The sequence below is a fragment of the Variovorax sp. ZS18.2.2 genome, from assembly GCF_024701975.1.
Classification (GTDB): Bacteria; Pseudomonadota; Gammaproteobacteria; order Burkholderiales; family Burkholderiaceae_C; genus Variovorax.
Genome location: NZ_JANLNM010000004.1, coordinates 487,762 through 513,053 on the forward strand (window position 1 = coordinate 487,762; position 25,292 = coordinate 513,053).

Here is a 25,292-nt window from a genome sequence, read left to right on the forward strand (position 1 = left end):
GTAAGCCATCGCGGGATCGCTCGCCGTGTGCTTGCCGCGTTTCCACGCGGCCGGCGAAGCGGCAGTAGTGACCAGTGTCTGCCTCGCAACTCACCACGAAGTCAGTACCACTGGCCGCAATGCTTCAGGTCACCGCAAACGCCACCGGCCCCGCCAGCACTTCATATCCATCGTCAGCCAGAAGCCATACCTTGTAAGAACCCGCAGCAAGCGCTTCCGTCTTCAGCGTTACCTGGCCGCTGGCACTGGTCGCGTATTGCCAGGCCAGGGAGGGTGACACTGGCGTCGCGAGGGAGGAGGAGAAAACACCGACCCAGTTCGTTGCATCGACGTCCTTGTCCGGAACGCTGTAGCTGAAATCGATGGTGCTTCCCGCCGCGATGCTGGTCTTCAAGGCCGTCAGCGTCGCAGGCGGGGCCGGTGGTGGTGGCGGCGGAGGAGGAATCACCGGCGGCGGCGCCAGGCCCAACTTCGAGTCAGACTTGCTCGCTTTGCCGTTCTCGACATGCCCCGCAAAGCGCCGAAGAAAGCTGTCGCCGGTGTTGGCCGTGATCGACAAGTCGTACCACCCGTCGCTCGTGCTCAGGTCCCAGTAATCCTCGACGCTGGCGCCGGCGTTCAACGTGAAGTCGCGCTGCGCCGCGCTGCCGTAGCCGTTGACCACCGTCACCTGGCATGGTGCGTCGCCCGTGTTCTTGAGCGTCAGCTGGATGCTGCGGTTGGTGATGTCGTAGCAAGCGGCGACTTCCGGATTGGCGTGTCCCGCAGCGGTCGCCGTCGACACATTGCCTTTGAACTGACGCAGGAAGCCATTGGCGCCGTAGACGCTGAAATCGTAGATCCCTTGCGTGATGGCAACCGCGTTCCAGTAATCCGAGAGCTTCTTGCCCGCTTCGACGGTGTACACCCAGGGGCCGTCCGTGCGATTGCCGGCATACACCTGAAACACGGCCGCCACGCTGCCGGTGTTGCCGAAGTCGAGCCAGTACCTGCCGGCGGCGCGATCGGTCCTGCCATGCACGAACAGTTCGTAGGGGACGGCGCGAGCGGGGCGCTGACCGGGTTCCTGCCTCGGCAGCGTCTGGGCGGCCGGTGGCGTGGATGTATAGCTGCCCGGGTTCGTCGTGGGTGGCACATAGCCCGCGGTGGGCGAGAGCGCCGGAATGACCGGGTCCGGATTGGCGAAGTTGAAAGCCGAAGTCAGGTCGCCACAGACTGCGCGACGCCAGGGCGAGATGTTCGGCTCCTGCACGCCAAAACAGGCTTCGATGAAACGAATGATCGACGTGTGGTCGAACACCTGCGAATTGACCCAACCGCCCTTGGACCAAGGTGAAACCACCAGCATCGGGACACGCACGCCAAGGCCGAAAGGCTGGCCATCGGTGTGGTATTCGTTCCGGGTGCTGACGGTGGACAGCCCTTGATCCGCGGAGAAGGGCGCGAAGGGCGGCGGCACATGGTCGAACCAGCCATCGTTCTCGTCGTAGGTCACGAGCAGCACGGTCTTGCTCCACACATCCGCGTTGGAGGTCAGTGCCTGCAGGACATGGTCGATGTACCAGGCGCCGCCATTCGCTGGCCAGTCGGGGTGCTCGGTGTAGGCCTCGGGCGCGGCGATCCACGACACCTTTGGCAAATTGCCGCTGGCGACGTCGTTCTCGAGTTGCTCGAAGAGCGATCCCTTGGTGACGGCAATGTTGGTTCCGGTCCGAGCCCTGTCGTACAGCGCACTGCCCGGCGTGGCATCGCGGTACTGCTTGAAATAGAGCAACGAGTTGTCGCCGTAATTTCCAATGAACTTGTCGTTGCTCGTCCAGCCCCAACCTCCGCCTGCATCCAGCCCGGTCCCGATGTCCTGGTAGACCTTCCACGAGATCTTTGGATTTGCCGCCTCGAGCCGCTCAGGATAGGTCGTCCAGCTGTAGTTGCCCGTCTCGCCATTCGAGATGTCCGGGCCGCCGGTGGCGCCGTTGGTGCCGTCGTTGCCGCAGCATCCACTGAACATGTAGTACCGGTTGGGGTCGGTGGGGCCCAGCAAGGAGCAGTGATAGCCGTCGCAGATCGTGAAGGCGTCGGCCAGCGCGAAATGAAAGGGGATGTCCTCGCGCGTCATGTAGGCCATCGTGCGGGCGCTCTTGGCCGACACCCATCCGTCGTATTGACCCTTGTTCCACGCGTTGTGCCCGTCGGTCCAACCGTGATTCAGGCCGGAGATGAATTTCGAGCCGAGGTTGCCGGCATCCGGGTGATAAGGCAGCACATAGCCGCTGCCCTTGGGCTGATACCAGACGGGCTTGCCATCGGGCAATGCGATCGGACGCGGGTCGCCGAAGCCGCGCACGCCCTTGAGGGTGCCGAAGTACTGGTCGAACGACCGGTTCTCCTGCATTAGGATCACGATGTGCTCGACGTCCTTGATCGTGCCGGTCTTGTTGTTGGCGGGAAGGGCGAGGGCGCGCCGGATGCCCGGCGGAAAGGCCGCGAGCGCGGCCGCGGCGAGGCCGGTGGTGGCGGTGCCCGTGAGGAATTTGCGGCGTGAGTTCATCGTGGCTGGTCCTGATGATTCTTGAGGTGGGGGCGTGGCAAGGCGCGGGTGCGTCTTGTGCGCACCCATCGCCTTGTCATCGAAACGAGGCAGCGAGGCTCAGAGGTCTGGCATGCCCATCGCGGGGTCGCTCACCGAGTGCTTGCCGGTTTCCACGCGGCCGGCGAAGCGGCGGTGAAAGGTGGTGTCCGCATCGCAGGTCACGTCGAAGTCGTACCAGGCGCCGCTGGCTGCGAGGTCCCAGTGCTGCTCGGCCGAGTTGCCGCCGGCGACGGTGGCAGTCCATGAGCCGTCGTTGCGGTAGGCCTTGGCGCGAATCGTGAACGTGCAGGCGCTCTTGCCGTCGTTGCGCATGCTCAGGTACACGTTGCCATTGGCGATGTCGTAGCACACACGCACTTCAGGCACCGCTGCATCGCCCGCGCGCAGGCGATTGAGGTCGCCCTTGAAGTGGCGGTGAAAGCCATTCGGCCCGAGCACCCAGAGGTCGTAGAAGCCGCTGTTGTCGGTCATCGCGCTCCATGCGTCGTCCAGCGTCTTGCCGGACTCGACCATGTAGCGGCGCGGCAGGCGATCCAGGTGGTACTTGTCGTAAACGTGGAACACGGCGGCGGCCTTGCCGGTATTCGAGAACAGCAGTTGCACCTTGCCGCCGATGGCATCGCTGCGCGCGCTCACGTGCAGTTCATAGGGGAGGGCACGTGACGGGCGCGTGCCGGTGGCCTGGCGTGGCACTTGCGGATCGAGCGGAAGCGGGACCGCACCCAGGGCCTCCTGAGCCAGTCGCAGATCGCCGGTCTCAGGCTTCGTCGTGCGACCCGCCAGCGGGGGCGGCACTTCCGTATTGGGCGTCACGAAGTTGAAGGCGCTCGTGAGGTCGCCGCATACCGCGCGCCGGAAGGGCGGGATGTTCGGCTCCTTCACGTCGAAGCATTCCTCGAGAAAGCGGATGACCGAGGTGTGGTCGAACACCTGCGAGTTGACCCAGCCACCGCGGCTCCACGGCGAGATCACGTACATCGGCACACGCGGGCCCGGACCATAGACGAGACCGTCCCCGTTCGAGGGATACATCGAGCCCGAAACCGACTTGTGGGTGAAGTACTCGTAGCTCAGGTCTGCATCGGACAGCGTGGTCTTGCCTGCGGCGAGGCTGTTGCCGGGGGTATCAGGGTTGATCAGCGACGGAGCCGAAGGCGAAGGCATGTGGTCGAAGTTGCCGTCGTTCTCATCGAAGTTGACGATGAGCACCGTCTTGCTCCATGTGTCGGGAGAGTCGGTGAGCGCTTCCAGCACCTGTTGCGTGTACCAAGCGCCTTCTGCCGGGCTGGAAGGCCCTGGGTGCTCCGAGTATTGGGCGGGTGCGACGATCCATGACACCTGCGGCAGTTTCTTGTCCAGGATGTCTTGCTTGAATGTCTTCAGAAAGCCGCCGTCGGGCATGGTGTTGGAGATGCCTTTGTAGAGCGGGTTGTACTTCTCGTTCGTGCGATCGTCGTAGATGGATTTGTAGGGACCTGCTGTCGTCGCCTTCTCGTCGACCATGTTCTTCTCGTTGGCCTTGCGATAGTTCTTGAAGCCGGCGAGCGGGTTGTCCGTGAAGTTGTCGGGCAAATTCTGATAGACGAACCAGGTGATCCCCTTCTCCTGCAGGCGCTCGGGAAACGTCTTCCAGTCCAGGGAATCCCCGGAAGGGCCGATGCTGTCCCAGGTGTTGTCTACCGATGCGACACCGGCAACGCCGGTGGTCGTCTGGCCCGAGGGGCCGTTGGTTCCGGTCCAGTGGAACAAGCGGTTCGAGTTGGTGCCTGTGTGCATGCTGCAGTGGTAGCTGTCACATATCGTGAAGGCGTTGGCGAGGGCGAACTGGAACTGCAGTTCGGCTTCCTTGAGGTAGCCCATCGCCTGTGTGTGCGGAGGCGTGTCTGCTCTCTTGTACTTTGCCCACTGATACATCCGGCCGCCGTCCCAGGCGGGCTGGGCGTTCTCCCATCGATGCGGCGTCTCGCCTGCACGTTGCGCGTTGCCTTTGGTCTGGTCGAGGTGGTAGGGCAAAACGAGCCTGCCGGTGTCATCTTCCTGCTGCCAGACGTTGCGCCCCTTGGGCAGAGGAATCGTGAACCGGTCGCCGAAGCCGCGCACGCCCATGAGCGTGCCGAAGTAGTGATCGAACGAGCGGTTTTCCTGCATCAGGATCACGACGTGCTCGACGTCCTTGATCGTGCCGGTCTTGTTGTTGGCGGGAAGGGCGAGCGCACGGCGAATGCTCGGCGGGAATGCCGAGAGTGCGAGGGCGGCAGCGCCTGTGGTGGCGGTACCGGTGAGGAATTTGCGGCGTGAATTCATGGTCTTGTCGTGGGGCATGAGTTCGCTCACGGTGCGCAACGCATCTCGGGCTTGACGCCGGTGTCTGGCGGGGGCGTGACGGGGGGCGTGGTGGGTGTTCCGGCGCCCGGCAGGCCACCGAAGAAGCCGCCACCGTCGTTGCCGCCACCGCAGGCGGAAAGCGTGCAAGCCAGGATCAATGCGGACACGAGCCGCGCAGGAAGTGAATGAAGCATGGAGTGGTCCTCTCTGTGTAGTTCGTGGGTATCGATCGAGTGATCAGGCGCAAGCAGTGGGAGCGGGCGCAACAAAAAAAAGGCGCCATGAAGGCACCGCGCACCGGACTGACCGCAAGACTATGGAGAACGCGTGACGTCGCCGTGAACCGACGATGACAAAGCGAAGGCGCTCGCGTGACGAACTGTGTCCCGAGGGCCTCTCAAGGGGCACTCAGGCTGCTCGCTCACACCTTCTCAGGGCTCGTTGCTGATGCCGCTGGACACATGCCCCGCGGGCACATGCCGCGAGGCTGCATCGACGTGACCCGTCTGGTCGTCGAAGAAGAAATCGGGCTCGAACTCGCGCAGGAACTCGCCCTTGGGCAGGCCGCCGAGGAACATCGCCTCGTCGACGCGGATGTTCCAGTTCATCAGCGTGCGGATCGCGCGCTCGTGCGCCGGTGCGCTGCGTGCGGTGACCAGTGCGGTGCGGATGCGCATCTGCGCGTTGCCCGCCATCTGCAGCCGGTGCAGCGCCATCAGCAGCGGCTTGAACGGGCCTTCGGGCAGCGGCAGGTCGGCCTTGCTGAGTTCATGGGCCTGGAAGGCATCGAGCCCCTCGGCCTGGAACACGCGCTCGGCTTCGTCGGAGAACAGCACCGCGTCGCCGTCGAAGGCGATGCGCACTTCGTTGGGCCAGGCATCGCTCGCCTTCACCGATTCGACCAGCACGCGCGCGGCCGGAAAGCCCGCGACCAGCGCCTCGCGCACGTCCTGTGCATTGACCGAGAGAAACAGATGGGCGCGCAGCGGGCGCAGGTAGCCGAAGGGCGGGCGGCCCTGCGTGAACACGCCGCGCTGCAGCTTGATGTCGGCCGCCGCGCTCGACTTGAAGATGCGCATGCCCGAGACCGGATCGTTGCGCGAGAGGATCACCACCTCCACGCGCTGCACGCCGTCGTCGTTGAAGCGCAGCAACTTCCGGATCAGCGAGTACGCGATGCCGGGCGCGGCCGGCACGTCGAGCCGGTCGAGCTGCAGCTTCATGTAGCCCTCGTTGTCGCCGGCCTCGAAGATCTTGTTTTCTTCCTCGAGGTTGAACAGCGCCCGCGAGGAAATCGCGACCACGAGTTTGTCTTCGAGAGTGACTGGCATGGCAGGAGGCGGTTCAGGCGTCGTCGGTGGGCGCTGCGTTGAGCGAGAAGTAGAGCGTATCCGACCAGTAGCCCAGGCCCAGGTCGCGCAGCGGCGCCTCGATGCTCTCCTGCGAGGGCGTCAAGATGCGGTCCCAGAAGCTCTTTTTCTTCGGGGTCAGGAGGGCCAGGGCTGCCTCGACCTCGGCGTCGATGTTTTGCACGCCATGCAGCAGACTCGCGGCCTGCGTGTCGAGCGGCGTGTCGTCCATGCTGAGAACCTCGGCGCACTCCAGAAAGATGTAGCCGTTGCGGTCGGCGTGGCGGTTCAGGAAGTCGAGCGCCTGGTCACGCATCGGTGCAATGGCGGGGTGGTCGATGCGGGACAGGAACTGCTCGAGCCGGTCGATGCCCGCGCCGGCGCGGCCCGCGAGAGCGGTGGGTTCGGGCATGGACCAGATCAGCGAGCGGCAGCGTTGCACGTCGGCCGACACCAGCAGCCGGTAAACCAGCGGGATGTTGTAGTTGCACTCCGAGAGGCCCTTGACCTGTTTCGGATCGTTGCCTGCGGCGTCCGGGCCTGGAACGAAGGGGCTTGCGAACAGGTAGCTCCGATTGGCCATGGCGCGACTCCGCTATTTGACGAGCTGGTTCAACTGGATGATCGGCAGCATCACGGCCAGCACGATCAGCATCACCACCCCGCCCATCGCCACGATGAGCAGCGGCTCGAGGATGGTCGCCAGATGCATCGCGCGGCGCTGCACTTCGGCGCCCAGCTGGTTGGCCGCGCGCTGCAGCATCAGCGGCAGGGTGCCGGTCTGCTCACCCAGGCGCGCGAACATCGACACGAGGCCGGGAAAGCGCTTCTTCTGCGCAAGCGCCGAAGCGAGCGGCGCGCCTTCGCGCACCAGCACCAGGGCGTCGAGCGCATCGGCCCGCATCGCGCGGTTGCCCAGCGTTTCGGAGGCAGCCTGCAGCGCACGCAGGATCGGCACGCCGGCTGTCGCGAGCATCGCGAGCGTGCTCGCGAAACGCGCCGCGTTGTAGCCGCGCGCGAGCTTGCCGACCAGCGGCAGCTTGAGCCAGGCCGCATCGAACTTGAGGCGGAACGCTTCCTGCGCCAGCGCCACGCGCGCACCGATGGCGACGAGCGCGAGCGCGCCCAGCATCCACCAGCCGTAGTTGCGCACGCCCGCGCTCAGCGAGAGCATCACGGTGGTGAGAAAAGGCAGCGAGCGCTTGCTGCCCGCGAACACCTGCGCCACCTGCGGCACCACGTAGCTCACGAGGAAGATCACGATCACGATCGCCACCAGCGTGACGATCGCCGGGTACAGCGCCGCCCCGATCAGCTTCTGCTGCAGCACCTGGCGTTCTTCCAGGTCGTCGGCCAGGCGGTCGAGCACGAGGCCGAGATTGCCGCTCTGCTCGCCGGCGCCGATCACCGCGATGTAGATGGGCGAGAACTCGCGCGAGTGCGCCGACAGCGCGCGCGCGAAGGGCGAACCCGCGTTGACCTCGGCGCGCAGCGAGGCGACGAGGTTGCGTTGCGGCTCCGACTCGGCTTCGTCGGTGAGCGCCGTGAGCGCGCGTTCGAGCGGCAGGCCCGAGGAGACGAGGCCCGCGAGCTGGCGCGTCCACACGGCCAGGCCCGTGGAATTGAAGACGCGCTTGCCGCCGCCCAGCCAGCGGGAAAGACCGCTGCGCTGCCCGGTGCCATTGATGTGGTCGCTGCCGACCGGCTTGACCGACAGCGGAATCAGCGCCTGCGCACGCAGCAGGCTGCGGGCGCTGCGCGCGGTGTCGGCTTCCAGCACGCCTTCGCGCGACTGGCCGCTGGCGTCGATGGCTTCGAAGGAATAGGCGGGCATGGCGAGGCTGCGGCGCTAGTCGCGCGTGACGCGCAGGAGTTCCGCGCGCGAGGTGATACCGGCCTGCACCAGCCGTTCGCCGTCCTCGCGCATCAGGCGCAGGCCGCCGCGCGCGCCGGCCTTGAGCAATTCGCTCTCGGCGGCCTTGCTGTGGATGAGGCCCTGCACGGTTTCATCGGCCACCAGCAATTCGAAGATGCCGGTGCGGCCCTGGTAGCCCGTTTGCCCGCAGACATCGCAGCCGGCGCCCGCGCAGGTCGTGCAGACCTTGCGCACGAGGCGCTGCGCGAGCACGCCCAGCAGCGACGAGCTCAAGAGGAATGGCTCGACGCCCATGTCGGTGAGGCGCGTGACGGCGCTGACCGAATCGTTGGTGTGCAGCGTCGCGAGCACCAGGTGACCGGTGAGCGAGGCCTGGATGGCGATCTGCGCGGTCTCGAAGTCGCGGATTTCGCCGATCATGATCACGTCCGGGTCTTGCCGGAGGATCGCGCGCAGGGCCTTGGCGAAGGTGAGCTCGATCTTGGCGTTGATCTGCGTCTGGCCCACGCCCGGCAGCTCGTACTCGATGGGGTCTTCCACCGTCATGATGTTGCTGCGGCTCGCATCGAGCCGGGCCAGCGCGGCATACAGCGTGGTGGTCTTGCCCGAGCCGGTCGGGCCGGTCACCAGGATGATGCCGTGCGGCTGCGTGATGAGTTTTTCGAAGCGCTGTAGCGTGTCGCCCTGCATGCCCACCGATTCGAGCGTGAGCTTCGATTCGCTCTTGTCCAGCAAGCGCAGCACGGCGCGCTCGCCATGCGCGCTCGGCAGCGTGGAGACGCGCACGTCGACCGCGCGCGTGCCGATGCGCAAGCTGATGCGCCCGTCCTGCGGCAGCCGCTTCTCGGAGATGTCGAGGTCGGCCATGATCTTCAGGCGCGAGATCAGCGCGGCGTGCAGCGCGCGGTTGGGCTGCACCACTTCGCGCAGCGTGCCGTCGATGCGAAAGCGCACGGACGAGGTGCGCTCGTAAGGCTCGATGTGGATGTCGCTCGCACCGTCGCGCGCGGCCTGCGTGAGCAGCGCATTGAGCATGCGGATGATGGGCGCATCGCCCGCGCTGGCCAGCAAGTCTTCGACCGCGGGCAGCTCCTGCATCATGCGCGAGAGGTCGGCATCGTTCTGCACTTCGCTCACCACCGCGGCGGCACTCGATTCGCCCTGCGAATAGGCCGCGCTGATGCGCTGAGCGAGCGCCGCATCGGCCAGCACCTCGAAGGCTTGCACGCTGTACTTGCGCGCCACTTCGCCGACCGCGCTGCGCGCGGGGTGGTCCGACATCCACAGCGTGTAGCGGCCGTCGTCGGCTTCTTCAAGAAGGAGTTGCTGGCTGCGTGCGAACGCGTAGGGAAGCGGGTAGCGCATGGACATCAAGGCAGTTCGCGGGCGCTGATCGGGTCGTCGGTGGGGGGCAGGGCGCCGCGCAGGGGGCTGGGGGCGAGCTTGCGGGGGTCGGTCGCCGGCTGCGGCGGCGGAATGAGCTGCGTGCCCTGGAGGCGGGATTCCCTCTGCCGGCCGGTGTCGGCTGCACGTGGCGGGAGCTCGGGCAGCACGTTGGCGCCGTCCACGGCGCGCAGCATCACGTTGGATGGGTCAGGCTGTGTGCGTTGCTGCATGCCGCGGATCTCGTCGTAGCGGTCGAAGGCAAAGGCCTCGGTCGCGTTGCCGTCGCGCATAACCGCCGGACGCAGGAACATCATGAGGTTGATTTTTTCGCGCGAGCGGGCCTGGCTCTTGAACAGGTTGCCGAGCACAGGAATGTCGCCGGCAAGCGGGACCTTCTCGACCGTGTTGTTGTAGGTGTCCGAGAGCAGGCCGCCCAGCATGACGAGGCCACCGTCTTCCACCAGCACGCTCGACTCGATGGAGCGCTTGCTGGTGGTGGGGCCGTTCACGTTGTTGATGCTGTTTGGATCGACCGTGGAGGTCTCCTGGAAGATCGTCAGCTTGACGGTGCCGTTCTCGTTGATGGTCGGGCGCACGCGCAAGGTGAGACCCACGTCCTTGCGTTCGACCGTGGTGAATGGATTCACACCCACCGCGCCCCCGGAACTGGCGTACGAGCCCGAGGGAAAGGGCACGTTCTGGCCGATGACGATCTTGGCCTCTTCGTTGTCCAGCGTCAGCAGGTTGGGCTTGGACAGCACGTTGGCGTCCTTGTCGCTGTCGAAGAAGCTGGCGATCGCGCCCAGGATGTACTGGCCGCCGACCTTGCCGGCGATGCCGAGGTTCAGGCCCGCCGGCAGCTGAATGCCGGCCGCGTTGCGCGTGGCCAATGCTTGCGTGAGCGCCAGGATGCTGGAACCCGCGACGGTGGAGTTGGTGCCGAGCACGGCATTGCCGCCCAGCGCGCTTTGCCATTGCACGCCGAACTTGGCAGCCGCGGTGTCACTCACCTCCACGATCAGCGCCTCGATCATCACCTGTGCACGCCGGCCGTCGAGCTTGTCGATCACCGCGCGCATCTGCCGGTACTGCGGCTCGGGCGCCGTGATGATCAGCGAGTTGGTCGACGGGTCGGCCTGGATCTGCCCGCCGGTCGACGGCTGGTTGGCGTTGTTGAGCGGTGCATTGGCGGCCGGCGAGCCGCTTTGCCCGCTGCCGCTCAGGCTGTTCTGGTTGTTGGGCTGGAAGCTGGTTTGCTGCGGCGCGGGGCTGCCGCCACCGCCGCCCGCGGCACCGGGCGTGCCCGGCGTGGACTGCTGATTCGCCGCCATCGCAGCACGCAGCGTGGCCGCGAGCCGCACCGCATCGGCGTTCTTCAGGTAGACCACGTAGATGTTGCCGGCCAGACCGTTGCTGCTGTCCACGGGCGGGCGGTCGAGCTTCTCGACCAGCGTGCGAACCAGCTGCGCGCGCGCCGGATTGGCGGCGCGCAGGATCAGCGAGTTGCTGCGCGGATCGGCCAGCAGCGTGGTGCGGAACGACGCATCGACCGCGCCCGGTGCAGCCCCCGGTGCCGCGCCCGAACCGCTGCCGTCGACCAGCCGCTGCACCAGCGGCAGCAGGTCGCTCGCGACCGAGTGCTTGAGCTGGATGATCTCGATATCGGACGCGTTGGGCACGTCGAGCGCCGCGATGATGCGCGCGAGACGGCGCATGTTGTCGGCGTAGTCGGTGATCACGAGCGAGTTGTTGCCCGGGTTCACGTTGATGGTGTTATTCGGCGGAATCAGCGGGCGCAGCACCGGCAGCAGGCTGTTGGGCGACTCGTAGTTGAGCCGAAAGATCTGCGTGACGATCTGGTTGCTGCCCGAGGACGCGGTGGCGCCGATCGAGGTGTTCACGGTGCTGCTCTGCAGCTTGGCATCGGCCTCGGGCACCACCTTGTAGAGGCCGTCGGCCTCCACCACCGCAAAGCCCTGCAGGCGCAGTGCCGAGGCGAACTGGTTGAAGGCGGCGGCCGGCTGGATGGCCCGGTCGGTGACCAGGTTCATCGTGCCCTTGACGCGCGGATCGACCACCACGTCGCGACCGGTGACCACCGCCATGGTGCGGGCCACGGCCTCGATGTCGGCGTTGGAGAAGTTGAGCGTGATCGGCTCGCCGCGGCGCGGTGCTTCGCCCTGCGCGAAGGCGGGCGGCACGACCTGCAGGAAGGACGCCGCGATCAGCAGGCGCGCCGCGAGTGCGACGATGCCGAGGCGGGCGCCGGGCGTGGACAGTGGCTTCATCATGATCAACCCAGGGTGATGATCGAACGCGCGTTGTCGCGCCGTCCGATGATGTTCAACAAATTGGAAAGAGCGTCTTCGCGGCCGGCCGCGGCACTGGCTTCGCCGTTGAAGCGGAAGGCGGTGCCGTTCCAGCTGCCGCTGCCGTTCAGTTGCAGGCTGCCTTCGCGCGTGCTGAGCAGGAGCGTGGGGCTGTTGCCGCCTTCGAGCGAGAGCCGGTAGCTGCCCATCGGCCGCAGGGTCGACAGGCTGGAAGAAACGTCGGTGGCGTCGAGCGTGGCCTGGCCCGCGATGCGCAGCACGGGGCCGTCCCATTGCAGCGAGAAGGCCTTGGTGGAGAGGTCGAGCGCGCCGTCGAGCTTGAGCGTGTTCCACGGGGCGCCGAGGCCGGTGAGCATCGTGGCGGGCCAGCGCGAGCGGCCGTCCTGCCAGTCGACCTGCATGCCGTTGCCGCGCGGGCTGGCCTTGAGTTCGAGCGGGCGAGGGGCGCAGCAGGGCAGGTCGAGCGAGGCGAAGATGCCGCTGAAGCTCGGCCGCAGGCGCCAGTGCAGGAGGCCGGGCAGCGAGACGGCCTGCGCGCCGCCGGCACCGCTGGCAAACACCACGGCGGCCGCGCCGTTCCACACCGTGCCGCGCGGATTGACCAGCAGCAGCCGGCCCTGGCTCCAGTTCGACAGCGCCGAGGCAAGCCAGCGCGCGGGCGCGAACAGCACCACCGCCAGCACCGCGCCGATGACGATGCCGAGGAGGGCCCAGCGCCAGCCGCGTCGCGGCTTCGACTCGGAAAGCGAGGAGAGAGGGGCGCGCGTCACCATGCCGGGCTGTTCATCGGGGGGCGGGCAGCGCCATCACGACCGTGCCCTCCCAGCGGACTTGCGGGAGCTGCGGCGCGTCCTTGCTGGCGGGCGTCGGCGTGGCTGGCGGAGCGACGGGAGCGCGCGTCAGATGCACTTCGCGCGGCACCGCATGGGCGTTGCCGCGCGCCTGCGCGAGCCATTGGGCGACCGTACTGGCGGGCGTGGCGCGCAGTGTGACGGTGGCGCCATCGCCGCCGGCCGTCATGAGCTGCGCGTTGTTGACGCCGAGGCCTTCGCGCACCGAGGTTTCGAGGGAGCGCAGCGCGTCGTCGCGGGCGAGCCGGGGCTGCGACTGCAGCGCCTTCGCGCGGTTCTGCAAGGTGGCCATCTGCTGCAGTTGCGCATCGAGCTGCGCGTGTTCGGCCGGGGCCGCGGCCAGCGTGCGCAACGCGGGGGCGAGCGCAACCCACCAAAGCAAGGCCAGTGCCACGAGCGCGATGGCCGCGCCGACCATCTGGCGCTCGCGCGTTTCGAGGGCGGCCCAACGGGCCTTGAGTTGTTCGCTGAAGTTCATCGGGTGGCCTCGGCCTGCACGAGCAGCAGATCGCCCTCGGTGCGCACGCTGTAGCCGCGCGGCGCCATCGCGCCGGTGATCTGCGAGACCTCCGACGGTTGCAGCCCGAGGCCGCGCAGGCGCAGCTGGCCGCCGGTGTAGTCGACGGCCGACGGCGTGCGGCCGGGTGGAAGGTTGGTGGCGAGCGCGCCGACCATGGGTTCGAAATCGGTTGCGGCCACGTCGCCCACGGCCTGCTGCAGCGCCGCGACTTCGCGGGTCATCTGCAGTTGCGGGTCGATCACGATCTTCACCGAGGGAAAGGTCTGGGTGAGGATGGTCTTGGCGGCCTGGCGCTTGGACTCGAGCGCGCTGCGCTCCTTCCAGGCCCAGGCGTTGAGGCCGATCAATTGCGTCAGCAGCAGCACGACGATGCCCCAGCGCGCGGCGCGCCATTCGGGCGCGTAGCGCAGCGTCTGCAGCACGGAGGCGAATTTCTTGCCGGCGCGCGCGCGGCCCGTTGCGGCGAGATCGAACTGCGCAAGCTCCCACGGCGTGCGCGCGGCGTTGAGCCAGCGCTGCGGCGCCTGCACGATCGGCACGCGGCGCTCCAGCAGGTGCTCGGCGGCCTCGGCGACCGCAGGCTCGGTGGTGATGACGGCGGTGTCCAGCGGCAGGCTGCCCGAGAGCGCGAGCCCGGCGCCGGCCAGCGGCAGCGAGACCACGCCGTCGGCATCGCAGACGGTGAGCTGCGGGGCTTCGGGTTCGCCGGTGACCTGCAGGAGCGGCGGGCCGTCTGCGGCCTGCGGTGCGAATTCGGGGACGATGCGCACCACGCGGCGCCCGGCCGCTTCGAGCCCCTGCACGATGCTGCGCAGCCAGATGCGGTTGCACGCCGCCACCCACACGGGGGCGCCGGCCTTCGCGTCGGGCTCGAGCGCGAAGTGCAGGGCCTCGGGGTCGTCGAGCAGGTGTTCTTCGAGCAGGCCGTCGAGCACGGCGCGCAGCTTCGACGCGCTGCCCATGCTGCCCTTGGGCAGCGTGACGCGGTGCCACGACAGGGCCGCGGAAGGAATGCCGAGCGTGACTTCGCTGCCCGAAGGCAGCAGCGCCAGCAGCGCACGGCCCTGGTCGCGCAATGCAATGCCGTCGTCGCCGGCCTGGGCCCAGTCGTACTCACCCGCGGCGTCGGCCGGAGGCAGAGGGGCAATGAGCAGCAGCGGGGTCATGGAGGTGGTCGGAAAAGCCGGTGATTGTAGGAGGGCGTCTGACAGTCAATTGCTATTATTTGAATAGCGTAGTTGACAGATGTGACGGGCGTTATAAGGCTTTTTGATCAATATATGTCAACGGTACTCAGGGTTTAGCCGGAGTGGTCGTTGCGCCGGCGCCGCGGGTGCGCCAGACAGTCGTCACGGTGACACCGTTGCGTTGCAGGAGCGAATGCTCTTCGACCCAGGTGCGGTCCAGGCGGAGGCGCCCGTAGACCTCGAAGTACTGGGTGCCCACGCCGTGCTGGGCTGCGTTGAAGCGGGAGCCTTCGCTGGGCAGCCCCTGGTTGGCCTCGTCGATGGTCTTGAAGAAGGAGCGGGTGCGCTTTTCCACCAACTGCCGCGCGCTGGCGATCGGCAGGTTCTCCATGCTGGCGCTGATGGCTTCGGCGCTCGCGGTGTTGAGGTTCAGGGTGGTCTTGACCGGCAGGACGGTCACGTAGGGTTCGATGGCCGCGGCGGTCGAAGGCGAGAGCCCGAGCCACACCAGTTGCGAGACCTCCTGCGGCATCAAGGGCGCATTGCTCGCATCGCCGCCGCCGGAGGCTTCGTCGGTGCCGGTGGACAGCGCCCTGACGAGTCCGGTCGTCATCAGGCTGAGCTCCGAGGCCGGCAGGCCCAGCAGGGTGAAGAGCCGGGTGAAGGTGGCGACGCTGGCCGGCACCGGCTTGCCCGCATCGACCAGCGACAGCACATTGAGCTTGGACTGCGCATCGACGATGCGGCCCGAGAGAAAGGCGTCAGGGAGGCCTTCGAGGTTGTCGCTTGCCACGTTCTTCTCTGCCGACAGGAAGCTGGTGAGCCGGACCTCTTCGAGCGGCACCGCCCACGGTTCGCCCAGGTGGTCGGGGCCGCCGGCACGGCCGTCCTCGGCAAGGATCAGCCGCGACCAGTCGAGCGCGCCGATCAGCACCCAGGCCGCCTGCACGCGCGCGCGCTCGGCGCCTTCGACCTCGGCCGCGCGCCATTGCTGCCACAGCGCGGCCGCGGAGAAGGTGGCGACGAGCATCACTGTCAGCATCGCCGCGAGCAGCGCGGCACCGGACTGGCGGCGTGCGCGGCGCATGAATGCGGGAGCGTGCTTCCTCATGACCGCGCGCCCCCCACGATCGGCTTGACCCAATCGCGTGTGAGCGTGCCCGACAACCCGTCGCCGGGCGGCAGGCTGATCACCAGGCGTACGCCATCGGGCATGGTGACGATCGGGCCCGCGGGGTTGGCCGGATTGACCGGCGTGGTGGGTGTCGTGGGCAGCGAACTCGCGGGCGTCCAGTTGTTGTCGCGGAAGTAATAGAGCTGCCAGCCGCTGGCGGGCATCAGCACCACGTCGTTGTAGCCACCGCCTTGTGCGCCGCCATCCTGCGCCCAGGAGGCCGCGAGGTTCCAGGCCTGCTGCCATTCGCCGCGCGTGGTGAAGGACTGCGACTGCCAGCGCTGCCAGCGCGGGCCTTCGGCGCCCGGCCGCAGGATCCAGGCCACCACCTGCATGCTGGGCGCCATCGGATCGCTGCCGCGGCGCGTGAGCCGCAGCACGTTGCCGTCCCAGTCGATGGGGCGGGTCTGCGCGATCGAGGTCACGGCGTCGAGGTCGGCGCCCCATTGGGCGAGCGTGGCCTGCAGGGTCAGGATGGCGTCGGCGCGCTGCTGGTTCTGCGTGGTGGCGCGCGACATGCTGTCCAGCCCGCGCCAGCTCACAAGCGAGAGCAGGGCCATCACCGAGATAGCGACGAGCAGTTCGATCAGCGTGAAGCCGCGCGATGTCTTCTTCGTCTTCATCAGTAGCGTCCCACCACGGTCGAGATGCGCAGGATCGGCAAGTCGCCTTCATCGCGCACCTGCACATCGACGCGCCGGAAGTTCGGATTGAGCGTGGGAACGGTCGAGGTCGTCACGTTGAACGAGGCGCCCGCCTGCACGCAGATCGAGCCCGAGTCGCCCACGGCCGGCATCTGGCGCGCGAGGCGGGCCTTGGCGAGTTCGTTTTCCGCGCACAGGTCGGCCAGCACCAGGTCGGACTGGCGCAGCGCATTGCGCGTGAGCGACATCGTGGCCTGCGAACCCGCGGCCAACGCGAGCGCGACGATGCCCAGCGCGATCAGCACTTCGATCAGCGTGAAACCGCTGGAGGCCCATGCCCTTTTTCGGCGCCGCAATCTCATGGCACGGGGAAGACGGTGAAGGGCCGCAGGCCGTCGGTGGCGATGCGCAGCGCGCGCGCGGGCGGGCCGGCGGAATAGAGCGTGATCTGCTGCGCCGCGATGATCGGATCGGGCCCGAGCTGCAGCGCGGGAACCAGCGTGCCGTTGCCGAGCGCGGCCTGGGCGGTGATGCCTTCGGCGACCCAGCCGCTGGGGATGGCGTCGGCCGGGAGGCCATCGAACACGAAGCTGCCTTCGACAGGGCGCCACCGCACGGCGACGCCGCTGGCCCGCGACTGGGCGCGGGCCGATTCGAGGAGCGCGGCGAGCCGGTCGGCTTCGCGGTCGAGCTTGGCCGCGTTGGTGTCGCGCATGGCAAAGCTCACGCTGGCGGTGGCGATCGCGATGATCGCGATCACGATGATCAGCTCGAGCAGCGTGAAGCCGCGCGCCGTGCTGCCCTTGCTGCTATTGCCAACTGCCGATGTCGGCATTCTTGCCCTCGCCGCCGTTCTGTCCATCAGCGCCGAACGAGAGCACGTCGATTTCGCCCTTGATGCCCGGGTTCATGTACTGGTAGGGGTGGCCCCAGGGGTCGTTGGGCAGCTTCTCGACGTAGGGCTTCCAGTTCGGAGCGGCCGGGCCCACGGTGGGGCGCGTCAGCAGCGACTGCAGGCCCTGCTCGGCGGTCGGGTAGCGCTGGTTGTCCAGGCGGTAGAGCTTGAGCGCCTGCATCAGGTTGTTGATGTCGGTGCGGGCGGCCGTCACGCGGGCGTCGTCGGCACGCTCGATCACGTTCGGCACGATCAGCGCGGCGAGCACGCCGATGATGACCAGCACCACCATCAGTTCGATCAGCGTGAAGCCGCGCTGGGCGGTCCGGGAAGCGGCACGAAGGAATTTGTTCATAGGTTGGGCGACATGATTCGGAAAGCGCGCTGCATGATAATCCGCGCCCATGACAAGTCCTTACTCCGCTGCCCGCTGGCATGCCCCACTTGCAACAACGGGGCTTTGGGCGCTGGCCGCTGGCGCTGCGGTGTTCTGGGCCCTGCGCCTCTCCTCGCCGGCCGATGCCGTGGCCGCTGCGGCCGCGATGCCGCGGCCTTCGGTCACGGCGGATGCCGAGGCGGTCGGGCGTTTGCTCGGCGTGGTGTCCGCGCAGGCCGCGGCGCCCGCAGCCCCCGAGGCGGCCAGCCGCTTCGCGCTGGTGGGCGTGGTCGCCGATCCGTCGAACCAGGGCGCTGCGCTGATCGCCATCGACGGCAAGCCGCCCAAGCCGTTCCGCGTCGGCTCGCGCGTCGGCGACAACTACGTGCTGCAGTCGGTGGGCGTGCGCGCGGCGACGCTCGGCGCACAAGTAGACGGACCGCCGGCGTTCACGCTGCAGCTGCCGGTGCGCGCGCCGATCGGCGTGGGGCTGCCGCCGCCGCCGATCTCTGGCGTGTCGCCCGCACCGGTGCCGGCGCAGAGGTCGGCCGGGATGTTGCCGTCCACCATGCCCGCCGTGGTGATGCCGCCCCCGACCGAGGCGGCGCAACAGCCGCAAGGGCAGGCGCCAGTCGCTGCGCAATAGCGGCAATGCAACGCCCATGAAAAAGCCGGCTTCGCGCCGGCTTTTTCGTTGGTTGCAAGGGCCGTGCCTCAGGCCTGCAGGAACAGCCGGTAGGCCGGATTGGCCGTTTCCTCGACGTAGGGATAGCCCAGGTTTTCGAGGAACGCATCGAAGGCCGCGGCGTCGCCCGCCGGCACCTGCAGCCCCACCAGGATGCGGCCGTAGTCGGCGCCCTGGTTGCGGTAGTGGAAGAGGCTGATGTTCCAGTTCGGCCGCATCAGGCTCAGGAACTTGAGCAGCGCGCCGGGACGCTCGGGGAACACAAAGCGCAGCAGGCGCTCGTCGTGCGCGAGGCCGGTGCGCCCGCCGACCAGGTGCCGCAGATGTTCCTTGGCGAGCTCGTCGTGCGTGAGGTCGAGCGCGTCGAAACCGTGGTCGATGAAGCTTCGGGCGATGGTGGCCGATTCACCGCGCGCCGATGTCGTGAGGCCAACGAACACGTGCGCCTTGGCCGCGTCGCTGATGCGGTAGTTGAACTCGGTCACGTTGCGCAATGCGCCGCCGGTCGATCCCGATTCCTCGGCATCGCTCGCAGGCAGCTCGCTGACCAGTTCGCAGAAGCGGCGGAAGCTGCCGCGCTCTTCTGGGATCGTGACGGCGAACAGCGCCTCGCGTTCTTCGCCGACCTCGGCGCGCTCGGCCACGAAGCGCAGCCGGTCGAAGTTCATGTTGGCGCCGCACAGGATGGCCGCGTAGGTCTCGCCGCGGCGACCGTGTCCGGCCACGTACTGCTTGATCGCCGCCACGGCCAACGCGCCCGCGGGCTCCACGATGCTGCGCGTGTCGACGAAGACGTCCTTGATGGCGGCGCAAACGGCATCGGTATCGACGGCGATGTATTCGTCGACCAGTTCGCTGGCGATGCGGAAAGTTTCCTCGCCGACCAGCTTGACGGCGGTGCCGTCGGAGAACAGGCCCACGTCGGGCAGGTTCACGCGTTGGCGGGCGGCGACCGATTGCATCATTGCGTCGGAGTCGTTCATCTGAACGCCGATCACCTTGATCTCGGGACGCACGGCCTTGATGTAGTTGGCCACGCCGGAGATCAAGCCACCGCCGCCGATCGCGACGAAGACCGCATCGAGCGGACCTTGGTGCTGCCGCAGGATTTCCATGGCGATGGTGCCCTGGCCCGCGATGACGTCCGGATCATCGAAGGGATGGACGAATGTCAGGTTCTGCTGTTTCTGCAATTCAAGCGCATACAGATAAGCATCGGAATAACTGTCGCCGTGCAGGACGATTTCGCCGCCGAATCCGCGCACGGCATCGATCTTCAGTTTGGGCGTGGTGACCGGCATGACGATCACTGCACGGGTGCCTAGCTTGCGCGCGCCGAGCGCGACGCCTTGGGCGTGATTGCCGGCCGATGCACAGATCACGCCACTTGCCAACTGCCCAGCGCTCAAATGCGCCATCTTGTTATATGCGCCGCGAAGTTTGAAGCTGAATACCGGTTGCTGGTCTTCGCGCTTGAGCAATACGGTATTTCCAAGACGCTCACTGAGTGCGCGCGCCTTCTCGAGCGCGGACTCGACAGCAACGTCGTAAACCCGGGCGTTGAGAATTTTTCTGAGATAGTCGGCGGGCGTCAATTGCGCCGGTACAGATGCCGTGTGCGTAGTTTTTTCCAAGGGAGTTTTCATTTGTTTACCCGTGATGATAAATGGTATCGAGATTGCTTGCGAGATATGACATGGACACAAATGTCATAACCCTCTTCAATAGCGTGCCAGCAGCAAATGATTCCGGTTTTTTTGCGCGCACCTATTCCGCAATTCATACGCCTGCAAATGAAATTACGTTCGAACAAAATTTGTTATCAGTTTTTGTCAGTGACCTTTCGAAGGGACTGATGCAAGCCGAAGCGGCGCGCGTTCAGCGAGGAGAAATCGGACGCGCCACATGGCAAGTGATGGGCAACAGATTGCGTGCGCACATCGTTCCGCTGCTGGGCGATTTGCCTGCCCAGTCGCTTGCTACATCCGATGTGCAGCGACTGATCGATCACCTTGGTGAGCAGGGTTTCACCAGCACGACGATTGCGCAGTACCTGGTGCTCTTGCGAAAGGTGGTGATGCATGGCGTGCACACCGGCGTGCTGCGCGAGGCGCCACTGTTTCCGAAGGTCAAGGTGCGCAGTCAGCCGCGTGGAAGCTTCAGTGTTTCTGAATACCGGACGATCGTTGCAACTGCGCGCAGCTTGCGAGGACATTCGCATCCAGTGCTCGACAGGCTGAGCTCGGGCGAGCGCTTCTGGATTGCACGTGAACTTCTCGTGATGCCGAACGAGCTGCCTTGGCTGATTCGCTGGATGGTTAACACCTTCGTTCGTCCGAGCGACATCAAGCTCATGAAGCACAAGCACATCGAGGTCGTGCGCGGCAAGCACGTCTACCTGCGAATGAATCTGCCGGAGACCAAGCGGCACAGCCAGCCCATCGTGAGCTTGCGTCCGGCTGTGCGGGTCTATGAATGTCTGCTCGCTTGTCGCCGTGAACACGGATTCGGCGCCGCAGAGGACTATATTTTTCTGCCTCAGTTGAAGAATCGTGAACATGCTCTCGCAGTGCTCAACTTCTTCTTTCATTGGGTGCTCGAGAAGACCGGTCTTGAAAAGGGGCCGTTGGGTCAATCGAGAACCCTTTATTGCCTGCGACACACTGCGATCACGTTGCGGCTTTTGTATGGGCAAGGCATCGACATGCTGACCCTGGCGCGCAATGCGCGAACGAGCGTCAACATGATCGAGCGTTTCTACGCATCCGTCTTGAGCGGAGAAATGAATGTGGGACTGCTGCAAAGCAGGCGTGGTCGGATGAGCTGAGAAAAGGCAAAAAGCCGCCCAGCGTGGGCTGGGCAGCTTGAGGCTTTGCCGATTCGAACTGGCGTGAGCCAGCATGGGAATCAAGACCTGCGGATCAGAACGCGTGACGGATGCCGAAGTCGTAGCCGGTCGAAGTCTTCGGGGTGAACACGCCGTTCTTGGTCTCGAAGAAGGCCGGACCGCCCGTCGTCAGAGCTGCACCATTCTTGTTGCTGATGCGAGCAACTGTTGCGTACAGAGCCGTGCGCCTCGACAGGTTGTGCACGTAGCCGATGGCCAGCTTGCTGGCCTTTGGGTCAGCGATGCGCGGCTGGAACAGCACGTCAGGTTGGTTGTTGTCGTACTTGACCGCCGAGTACGAAGCGCGAATCAGGCCCGCACCAACCGGAACAGTCACGCCGAGCAGGTAGCCCGTCAGATCGGTTCCATTGACACGATCGACGATGTTGAATTGCTGGGTTTCATAGTCGACCTTGTTCTTGGCCTTCGAGAATTCACCGAAGAGCTTCACCGGACCGAAGTCATACGAAGCGCCGAGGTTGAACGTGTTCACCTTGTTGGTGATGCCAGCTTGATACTGATCGCCAGTGGTGCTGCTGCCGTAGGCGAGTGCGATGTCCAGGGGACCGTTGGCGTAACCGAAGCGGCCGCCGACATAACGACCGGCGCGCGCCGTGTTGTTGTCCTTGTAGAACGCATTAGTCAGGGCCGCCGAGTCGGACTTGACTTTCGCCTGCTCATGGAAGGCATACATCACCTGACCGTAGAAGCCCCCGAGGTTCGGCGGCAGGAAATAGCCGATCGAATTGCTTGCGCGGTCGTAGTTCGTGTTGCCGCCGAAGCCGCCGGTGTCTTTGGCACCAAAGCTCGCAGTGTTGTAGCCGTGGGCGGTGTTGATCAGGTTGGTGCCAACGCCGTTGGTACCGAACGGATCGAACACGGTGTCGTTCCAGAAGGTCGGGGTGTAGTCGCGACCGAGGCGAACTTCGCCGAAACCGCCAGACAGGCTCACAGTCGAGCGACGCTTGAAAGATGCAACACCGGTGGCGCCGTCGTCATTGGTAATCGGAGCTTCGAGCCAGAAACTGGCTGCCAGGCCGCCACCGAGGTCTTCGGTGCCGCGGAAGCCCAGACGACTGCCGTTGTAGCCCGAGCTGGCCAGAGCGCGTTTGCTGACTTTGACGCTACCCCGGTTCACGTAAAACGGGTTGCTGACCGGGAAACCGTTGACGTACGTGACGCCATTGTTCAGGTCACGCGAGGTGGCCGAGTAGCCGCTGATCGACGCGTCGACCACACCGAACAGCGTGACGGACGACTGAGCCGAGGCAACACCGGCAACAGCCAGGGCAGCCAGAGCAGCTGCCCTTTCGGGACGAAAACTAGAGTTGGGATGCCGGTAGCGCGCCGGGCGATCGGGAAAGAAAAAAGCCCCGAGCTTTGCAGCTCGGGGCTAAATCCACCAATTGGAAGGGTGGAGGAGACAACTGTGGGCGCAAACGTATGCGCGATGAAATAAAGTATATCGACTGTTTGTTGCGTTGCAACAAGCGAGTGATGCTTTTCCCACACAAATCCGATGCCAACGTGCGTTTTTGCCGGGCATCCTGACTGGAATCAGAAGAACCATGGAATGCACAGTGAGTTGGACCGGCGACGCGGGAACGCGTTCGGCCATGGGCTTTGTCGCCGAGACCGGCAGCGGCCATGTCCTGATGATGGACGGCGCGCCCGATGCGGCCAAGCCGGAGAACGGCGGCCAGAACCTCGCCGCGAGGCCGATGGAGACGGTGCTTGCAGGCACGGGCGGCTGCACCGCGTATGACGTCGTGCTGATATTGAAGAGGGGCCGCCATCGCGTTGAGCGTTGCAGCGTCAAGCTGACCAGTGAGCGCGCGGAAAAGGACCCCAAGGTCTTTACCAAGATCCACATGCATTTCACCGTGGCCGGCAAGGGGATTCCGGCCTCCGCGGTGGAGCGCGCGATTGCGCTGAGCCATGAAACCTACTGTTCGGCCAGCATCATGCTGGCGAAGACCGCCGAGATCACCACCAGCTTCGACCTGATCGAAACCTAAGGCTGAGGGCTTTCTAGATCCGGTGCGCCACGGTGGTCATCAAGCGCGAGGCCAGGCGCATCAGGGCCTTGACCGGCGACGGGAGTTCCGCAGCACCGGCATCGACGGCCTGCGCCGCATGGCGCGCCTCGTCGAACTTCATCTGCTCCACCACGGCCCGGGAGGCGCTGTCAGATGGTGGGAGCCGATCCAGATGGCTGTCGAGATGGGCCTCCACCTGACGCTCGGTCTCGGCCACGAAACCCAGGCTCCAGGGATCCCCCAGGCGGCCGGCGACGAGGCCAAGGCCGAAAGCTCCGGCATACCAGAGCGGATTCAACAGGGAAGGCCGATCGCCCAGCTCGTCCAGGCGCTGCCGTGTCCAGGCCAGGTGATCGGTCTCTTCGTGCGCAGCTTCAAGGAATTGGGCGCGCAGGCCCGGATCGCGCGCCACGGCGGCCTGGGCGGTGTAAAGCGCCTGTGCGCAGACTTCCCCGACATGGTTGACTCGCATCAACGCACCGGCATGGCGGCGCTCCTTTTCGTCCATTTCGCCGGGCGCCTGGGACGGAATGGGCGTGGCCCGTGTGGCATGGGGGCGGGCAAAAAGGGTGCGCAATGCCGCATCTGCTGCGGTGAGGACGGGGTCAAGCGAGAGCGTCATGCGCTTATTTAAACGCACCTCGAAAGTGCTGCAAAAAGTTACGTCGTTGTTCCGCATTGTGGTGCGGCGGACGGGCTAAGTCCTTTGTTGCAGGACTGCAACGAAACGCGGGAGCCATCCAAGATTTCGGGCGATTTGTTTTGCCCTGCCGCAGCGGCTCTGGTGCAATAGCATCAACTTCCCAAAAGGAGGTTGGCCCGGGGTCCGGTGGGAGCACAAAAGTGCCAGTCACGGTGAGCCCTTCGCACCGGAGCCCTATGTTTAACCTTGGAGAAACTTGCAATGAAAAAATCTCTAGTTGCTCTGGCTGCCCTGGCTGTTGCCGGTGTTGCCTCGGCTCAGTCGTCCGTCACGCTGTTCGGTGTGGTCGACGCGTCGATCAGCGGCTACTCGGCCACCTCGCGTGACCTGAATGGTGCGACCCTCGCTAACCCGTTCTACGTGAACAAGGGCAGCATCAAGGCAAGCCGTCGCGAACTGGCCAATTCCGGTTACAACTCCAGCCGTCTGGGCTTCCGTGGCACGGAAGACCTCGGCGGTGGTCTGGCAGCCAGCTTCTGGCTCGAAGCCCCGATCACCAATGACGACGGCCAAGGCGGTGTTTCGACGTTCGCTCGTCGTTCGACCGTGAGCCTGTCGGGTGGTTTCGGTGAACTGCGTCTGGGTCGTGACTACTCTGCCACGTTCTGGAACGACACCGTGTTCGATCCGTTCGGCACCAACGGCGTCGGCACCAACCTGGTCTTCGCAGCTTCGTCTGGTTTCGCTTCTTTCAACGGCTACGGCGCTGCAAAGACGCCTCTGGTGAACACGCCCCAGATCACGGACGTCGGTGGTAGCAACTACACCCGCACCAGCAACAACATCGCCTACTTCCTGCCCCCGAACCTGGGCGGTTTCTACGGCCAACTGCAGTACTCGTTCAGCGAAAAGACCAAGTACAGCCCGGGCACCGCTACGCCTAACGTTGCGAACAACTCGCGCGCTGGCCGTTACATCGGTGGTCGTTTCGGCTACGCAAACGGTCCTCTGGACGTCGCAGCAGCCTATGGCAGCAGCACCGTTGGCGACCAGTTCTACGCTGGCGTGACCAGCAAGGTCAACACGTTCAACCTCGGCGCTTCGTATGACTTCGGTCCCGTGAAGCTCTTCGGTGAGTTCTCGCGTTCGAAGAAGAAGGACGACTACGAAAACGAACCCCTGGTTCGCACGCCTGACACTGACCTCACCGGTTACCTGCTCGGCGTGACCGTGCCGGTCGGTGCTGGCCTGATCCGCGCTTCGTACTCGGCTGTCAAGTACGACCTGAACCAAGCTGACGTGCTGTTCCAACCGCGTGTTGCTGACCCGAAGGCCAACAAGCTGGCAATCGGCTACGTGCACAACCTGTCGAAGCGCACGGCTCTGTACGCAACTGTTGCTCGTATCAGCAACAAGAACGGCGCCTCGCTGACCACTGGCGGTCCTGGCTTCGTGACCACCGGCGGCCTGACCCCGAAGACCGCTACCGGCTACGACTTCGGTATCCGTCACGCTTTCTGATTTGACGCTGGCGT

The 25,292-nt window shown here is 65.6% G+C and carries 22 protein-coding genes and 1 pseudogene; 4 read left to right on the forward strand and 19 right to left on the reverse strand.

From position 1 onward, the window contains the following. Positions 1–460 precede the first annotated feature (460 nt). The 16 genes and pseudogenes from NU688_RS19120 to gspG form a co-directional block, all read right to left on the reverse strand. A pseudogene (locus NU688_RS19120) lies at positions 461–2,548 on the reverse strand (phosphocholine-specific phospholipase C); the annotation flags it as partial. A 99-nt stretch (positions 2,549–2,647) separates the two neighbouring features. Then, the gene (locus NU688_RS19125; RefSeq protein ID WP_257862369.1) at positions 2,648–4,894 is read right to left on the reverse strand and encodes a phosphocholine-specific phospholipase C; all 2,247 of its coding nucleotides are present in this window, start codon (positions 4,892–4,894) and stop codon (positions 2,648–2,650) included. Between the two features lie 26 nt (positions 4,895–4,920). Next, positions 4,921–5,109, reverse strand: a complete 189-nt coding sequence (locus tag NU688_RS19130; RefSeq protein ID WP_257862370.1) for a hypothetical protein — start codon at positions 5,107–5,109, stop codon at positions 4,921–4,923. Positions 5,110–5,346: 237 nt separating this feature from the next. Then, the gene (locus NU688_RS19135; protein ID WP_257862371.1) at positions 5,347–6,246 is read right to left on the reverse strand and encodes a 5'-nucleotidase; all 900 of its coding nucleotides are present in this window, start codon (positions 6,244–6,246) and stop codon (positions 5,347–5,349) included. A gap of 13 nt (positions 6,247–6,259) precedes the next feature. Next, complete coding sequence (locus NU688_RS19140; protein WP_257862372.1) at positions 6,260–6,847, reverse strand: hypothetical protein; 588 nt, start codon at positions 6,845–6,847, stop codon at positions 6,260–6,262. Between the two features lie 12 nt (positions 6,848–6,859). Continuing rightward, on the reverse strand, positions 6,860–8,098 hold the full coding sequence (gene gspF, locus NU688_RS19145; protein WP_257862373.1) for a type II secretion system inner membrane protein GspF: 1,239 nt from the start codon (positions 8,096–8,098) through the stop codon (positions 6,860–6,862). Positions 8,099–8,113: 15 nt separating this feature from the next. Further along, positions 8,114–9,505, reverse strand: coding sequence for a GspE/PulE family protein (locus NU688_RS19150; protein WP_257862374.1), 1,392 nt, complete (start codon positions 9,503–9,505; stop codon positions 8,114–8,116). 5 nt (positions 9,506–9,510) lie between these two features. Beyond that, a complete protein-coding gene (gspD, locus tag NU688_RS19155) occupies positions 9,511–11,817 on the reverse strand; it encodes a type II secretion system secretin GspD (RefSeq protein ID WP_257862375.1) in 2,307 nt (768 codons plus the stop codon). A gap of 2 nt (positions 11,818–11,819) precedes the next feature. After that, positions 11,820–12,629, reverse strand: a complete 810-nt coding sequence (gene gspN / locus NU688_RS19160; RefSeq protein ID WP_257862376.1) for a type II secretion system protein N — start codon at positions 12,627–12,629, stop codon at positions 11,820–11,822. 10 nt (positions 12,630–12,639) lie between these two features. Further along, positions 12,640–13,185: a type II secretion system protein M gene (locus NU688_RS19165; RefSeq protein WP_257862377.1), complete on the reverse strand. Its 546-nt coding sequence runs from the start codon at positions 13,183–13,185 to the stop codon at positions 12,640–12,642. Further along, complete coding sequence (gspL, locus tag NU688_RS19170; RefSeq protein WP_257862378.1) at positions 13,182–14,393, reverse strand: type II secretion system protein GspL; 1,212 nt, start codon at positions 14,391–14,393, stop codon at positions 13,182–13,184. Before gspL ends, NU688_RS19165 begins: the two co-directional genes overlap by 4 nt. 127 nt (positions 14,394–14,520) lie before the next feature. Then, positions 14,521–15,525: a type II secretion system minor pseudopilin GspK gene (gspK, locus tag NU688_RS19175; RefSeq protein WP_257862379.1), complete on the reverse strand. Its 1,005-nt coding sequence runs from the start codon at positions 15,523–15,525 to the stop codon at positions 14,521–14,523. After that, entirely contained in the window at positions 15,522–16,211 is a 690-nt protein-coding gene (locus NU688_RS19180; protein WP_257862380.1) for a type II secretion system protein J, read from the reverse strand. Before NU688_RS19180 ends, gspK begins: the two co-directional genes overlap by 4 nt. Beyond that, positions 16,211–16,594, reverse strand: a complete 384-nt coding sequence (gspI, locus tag NU688_RS19185; RefSeq protein WP_257862381.1) for a type II secretion system minor pseudopilin GspI — start codon at positions 16,592–16,594, stop codon at positions 16,211–16,213. The genes NU688_RS19180 and gspI overlap by 1 nt, the downstream gene beginning before the upstream one ends. Beyond that, entirely contained in the window at positions 16,591–17,067 is a 477-nt protein-coding gene (locus NU688_RS19190) for a prepilin-type N-terminal cleavage/methylation domain-containing protein (protein ID WP_257862382.1), read from the reverse strand. Before NU688_RS19190 ends, gspI begins: the two co-directional genes overlap by 4 nt. After that, complete coding sequence (gene gspG, locus NU688_RS19195; RefSeq protein WP_013539627.1) at positions 17,042–17,482, reverse strand: type II secretion system major pseudopilin GspG; 441 nt, start codon at positions 17,480–17,482, stop codon at positions 17,042–17,044. The genes NU688_RS19190 and gspG overlap by 26 nt, the downstream gene beginning before the upstream one ends. 49 nt (positions 17,483–17,531) lie before the next feature. Here gspG and NU688_RS19200 point away from each other — a divergent pair, with 49 nt between their 5' ends. Beyond that, positions 17,532–18,149: a type II secretion system protein N gene (locus NU688_RS19200; protein WP_257862383.1), complete on the forward strand. Its 618-nt coding sequence runs from the start codon at positions 17,532–17,534 to the stop codon at positions 18,147–18,149. Positions 18,150–18,217: 68 nt separating this feature from the next. Here the strand turns inward: NU688_RS19200 and ilvA are convergent, their stop codons facing one another. Further along, positions 18,218–19,834, reverse strand: coding sequence for a threonine ammonia-lyase, biosynthetic (gene ilvA / locus NU688_RS19205; protein WP_257862384.1), 1,617 nt, complete (start codon positions 19,832–19,834; stop codon positions 18,218–18,220). Positions 19,835–19,884: 50 nt separating this feature from the next. Here ilvA and NU688_RS19210 point away from each other — a divergent pair, with 50 nt between their 5' ends. Further along, positions 19,885–21,015 (forward strand): hypothetical protein, encoded by a 1,131-nt coding sequence (locus NU688_RS19210; protein ID WP_257862385.1) that lies wholly within the window; start codon positions 19,885–19,887, stop codon positions 21,013–21,015. Between the two features lie 94 nt (positions 21,016–21,109). Here the strand turns inward: NU688_RS19210 and NU688_RS19215 are convergent, their stop codons facing one another. Next, positions 21,110–22,372: a porin gene (locus NU688_RS19215; RefSeq protein WP_257862422.1), complete on the reverse strand. Its 1,263-nt coding sequence runs from the start codon at positions 22,370–22,372 to the stop codon at positions 21,110–21,112. Between the two features lie 271 nt (positions 22,373–22,643). Between NU688_RS19215 and NU688_RS19220 the strand changes: the two genes are divergently transcribed. Next, a complete protein-coding gene (locus tag NU688_RS19220; RefSeq protein ID WP_007834112.1) occupies positions 22,644–23,093 on the forward strand; it encodes an OsmC family protein in 450 nt (149 codons plus the stop codon). Between the two features lie 13 nt (positions 23,094–23,106). Here the strand turns inward: NU688_RS19220 and coq7 are convergent, their stop codons facing one another. Next, complete coding sequence (gene coq7, locus NU688_RS19225; RefSeq protein WP_257862423.1) at positions 23,107–23,736, reverse strand: 2-polyprenyl-3-methyl-6-methoxy-1,4-benzoquinone monooxygenase; 630 nt, start codon at positions 23,734–23,736, stop codon at positions 23,107–23,109. A gap of 282 nt (positions 23,737–24,018) precedes the next feature. Here coq7 and NU688_RS19230 point away from each other — a divergent pair, with 282 nt between their 5' ends. Next, positions 24,019–25,278 (forward strand): porin, encoded by a 1,260-nt coding sequence (locus NU688_RS19230; RefSeq protein ID WP_257862386.1) that lies wholly within the window; start codon positions 24,019–24,021, stop codon positions 25,276–25,278. Positions 25,279–25,292 lie beyond the last annotated feature (14 nt).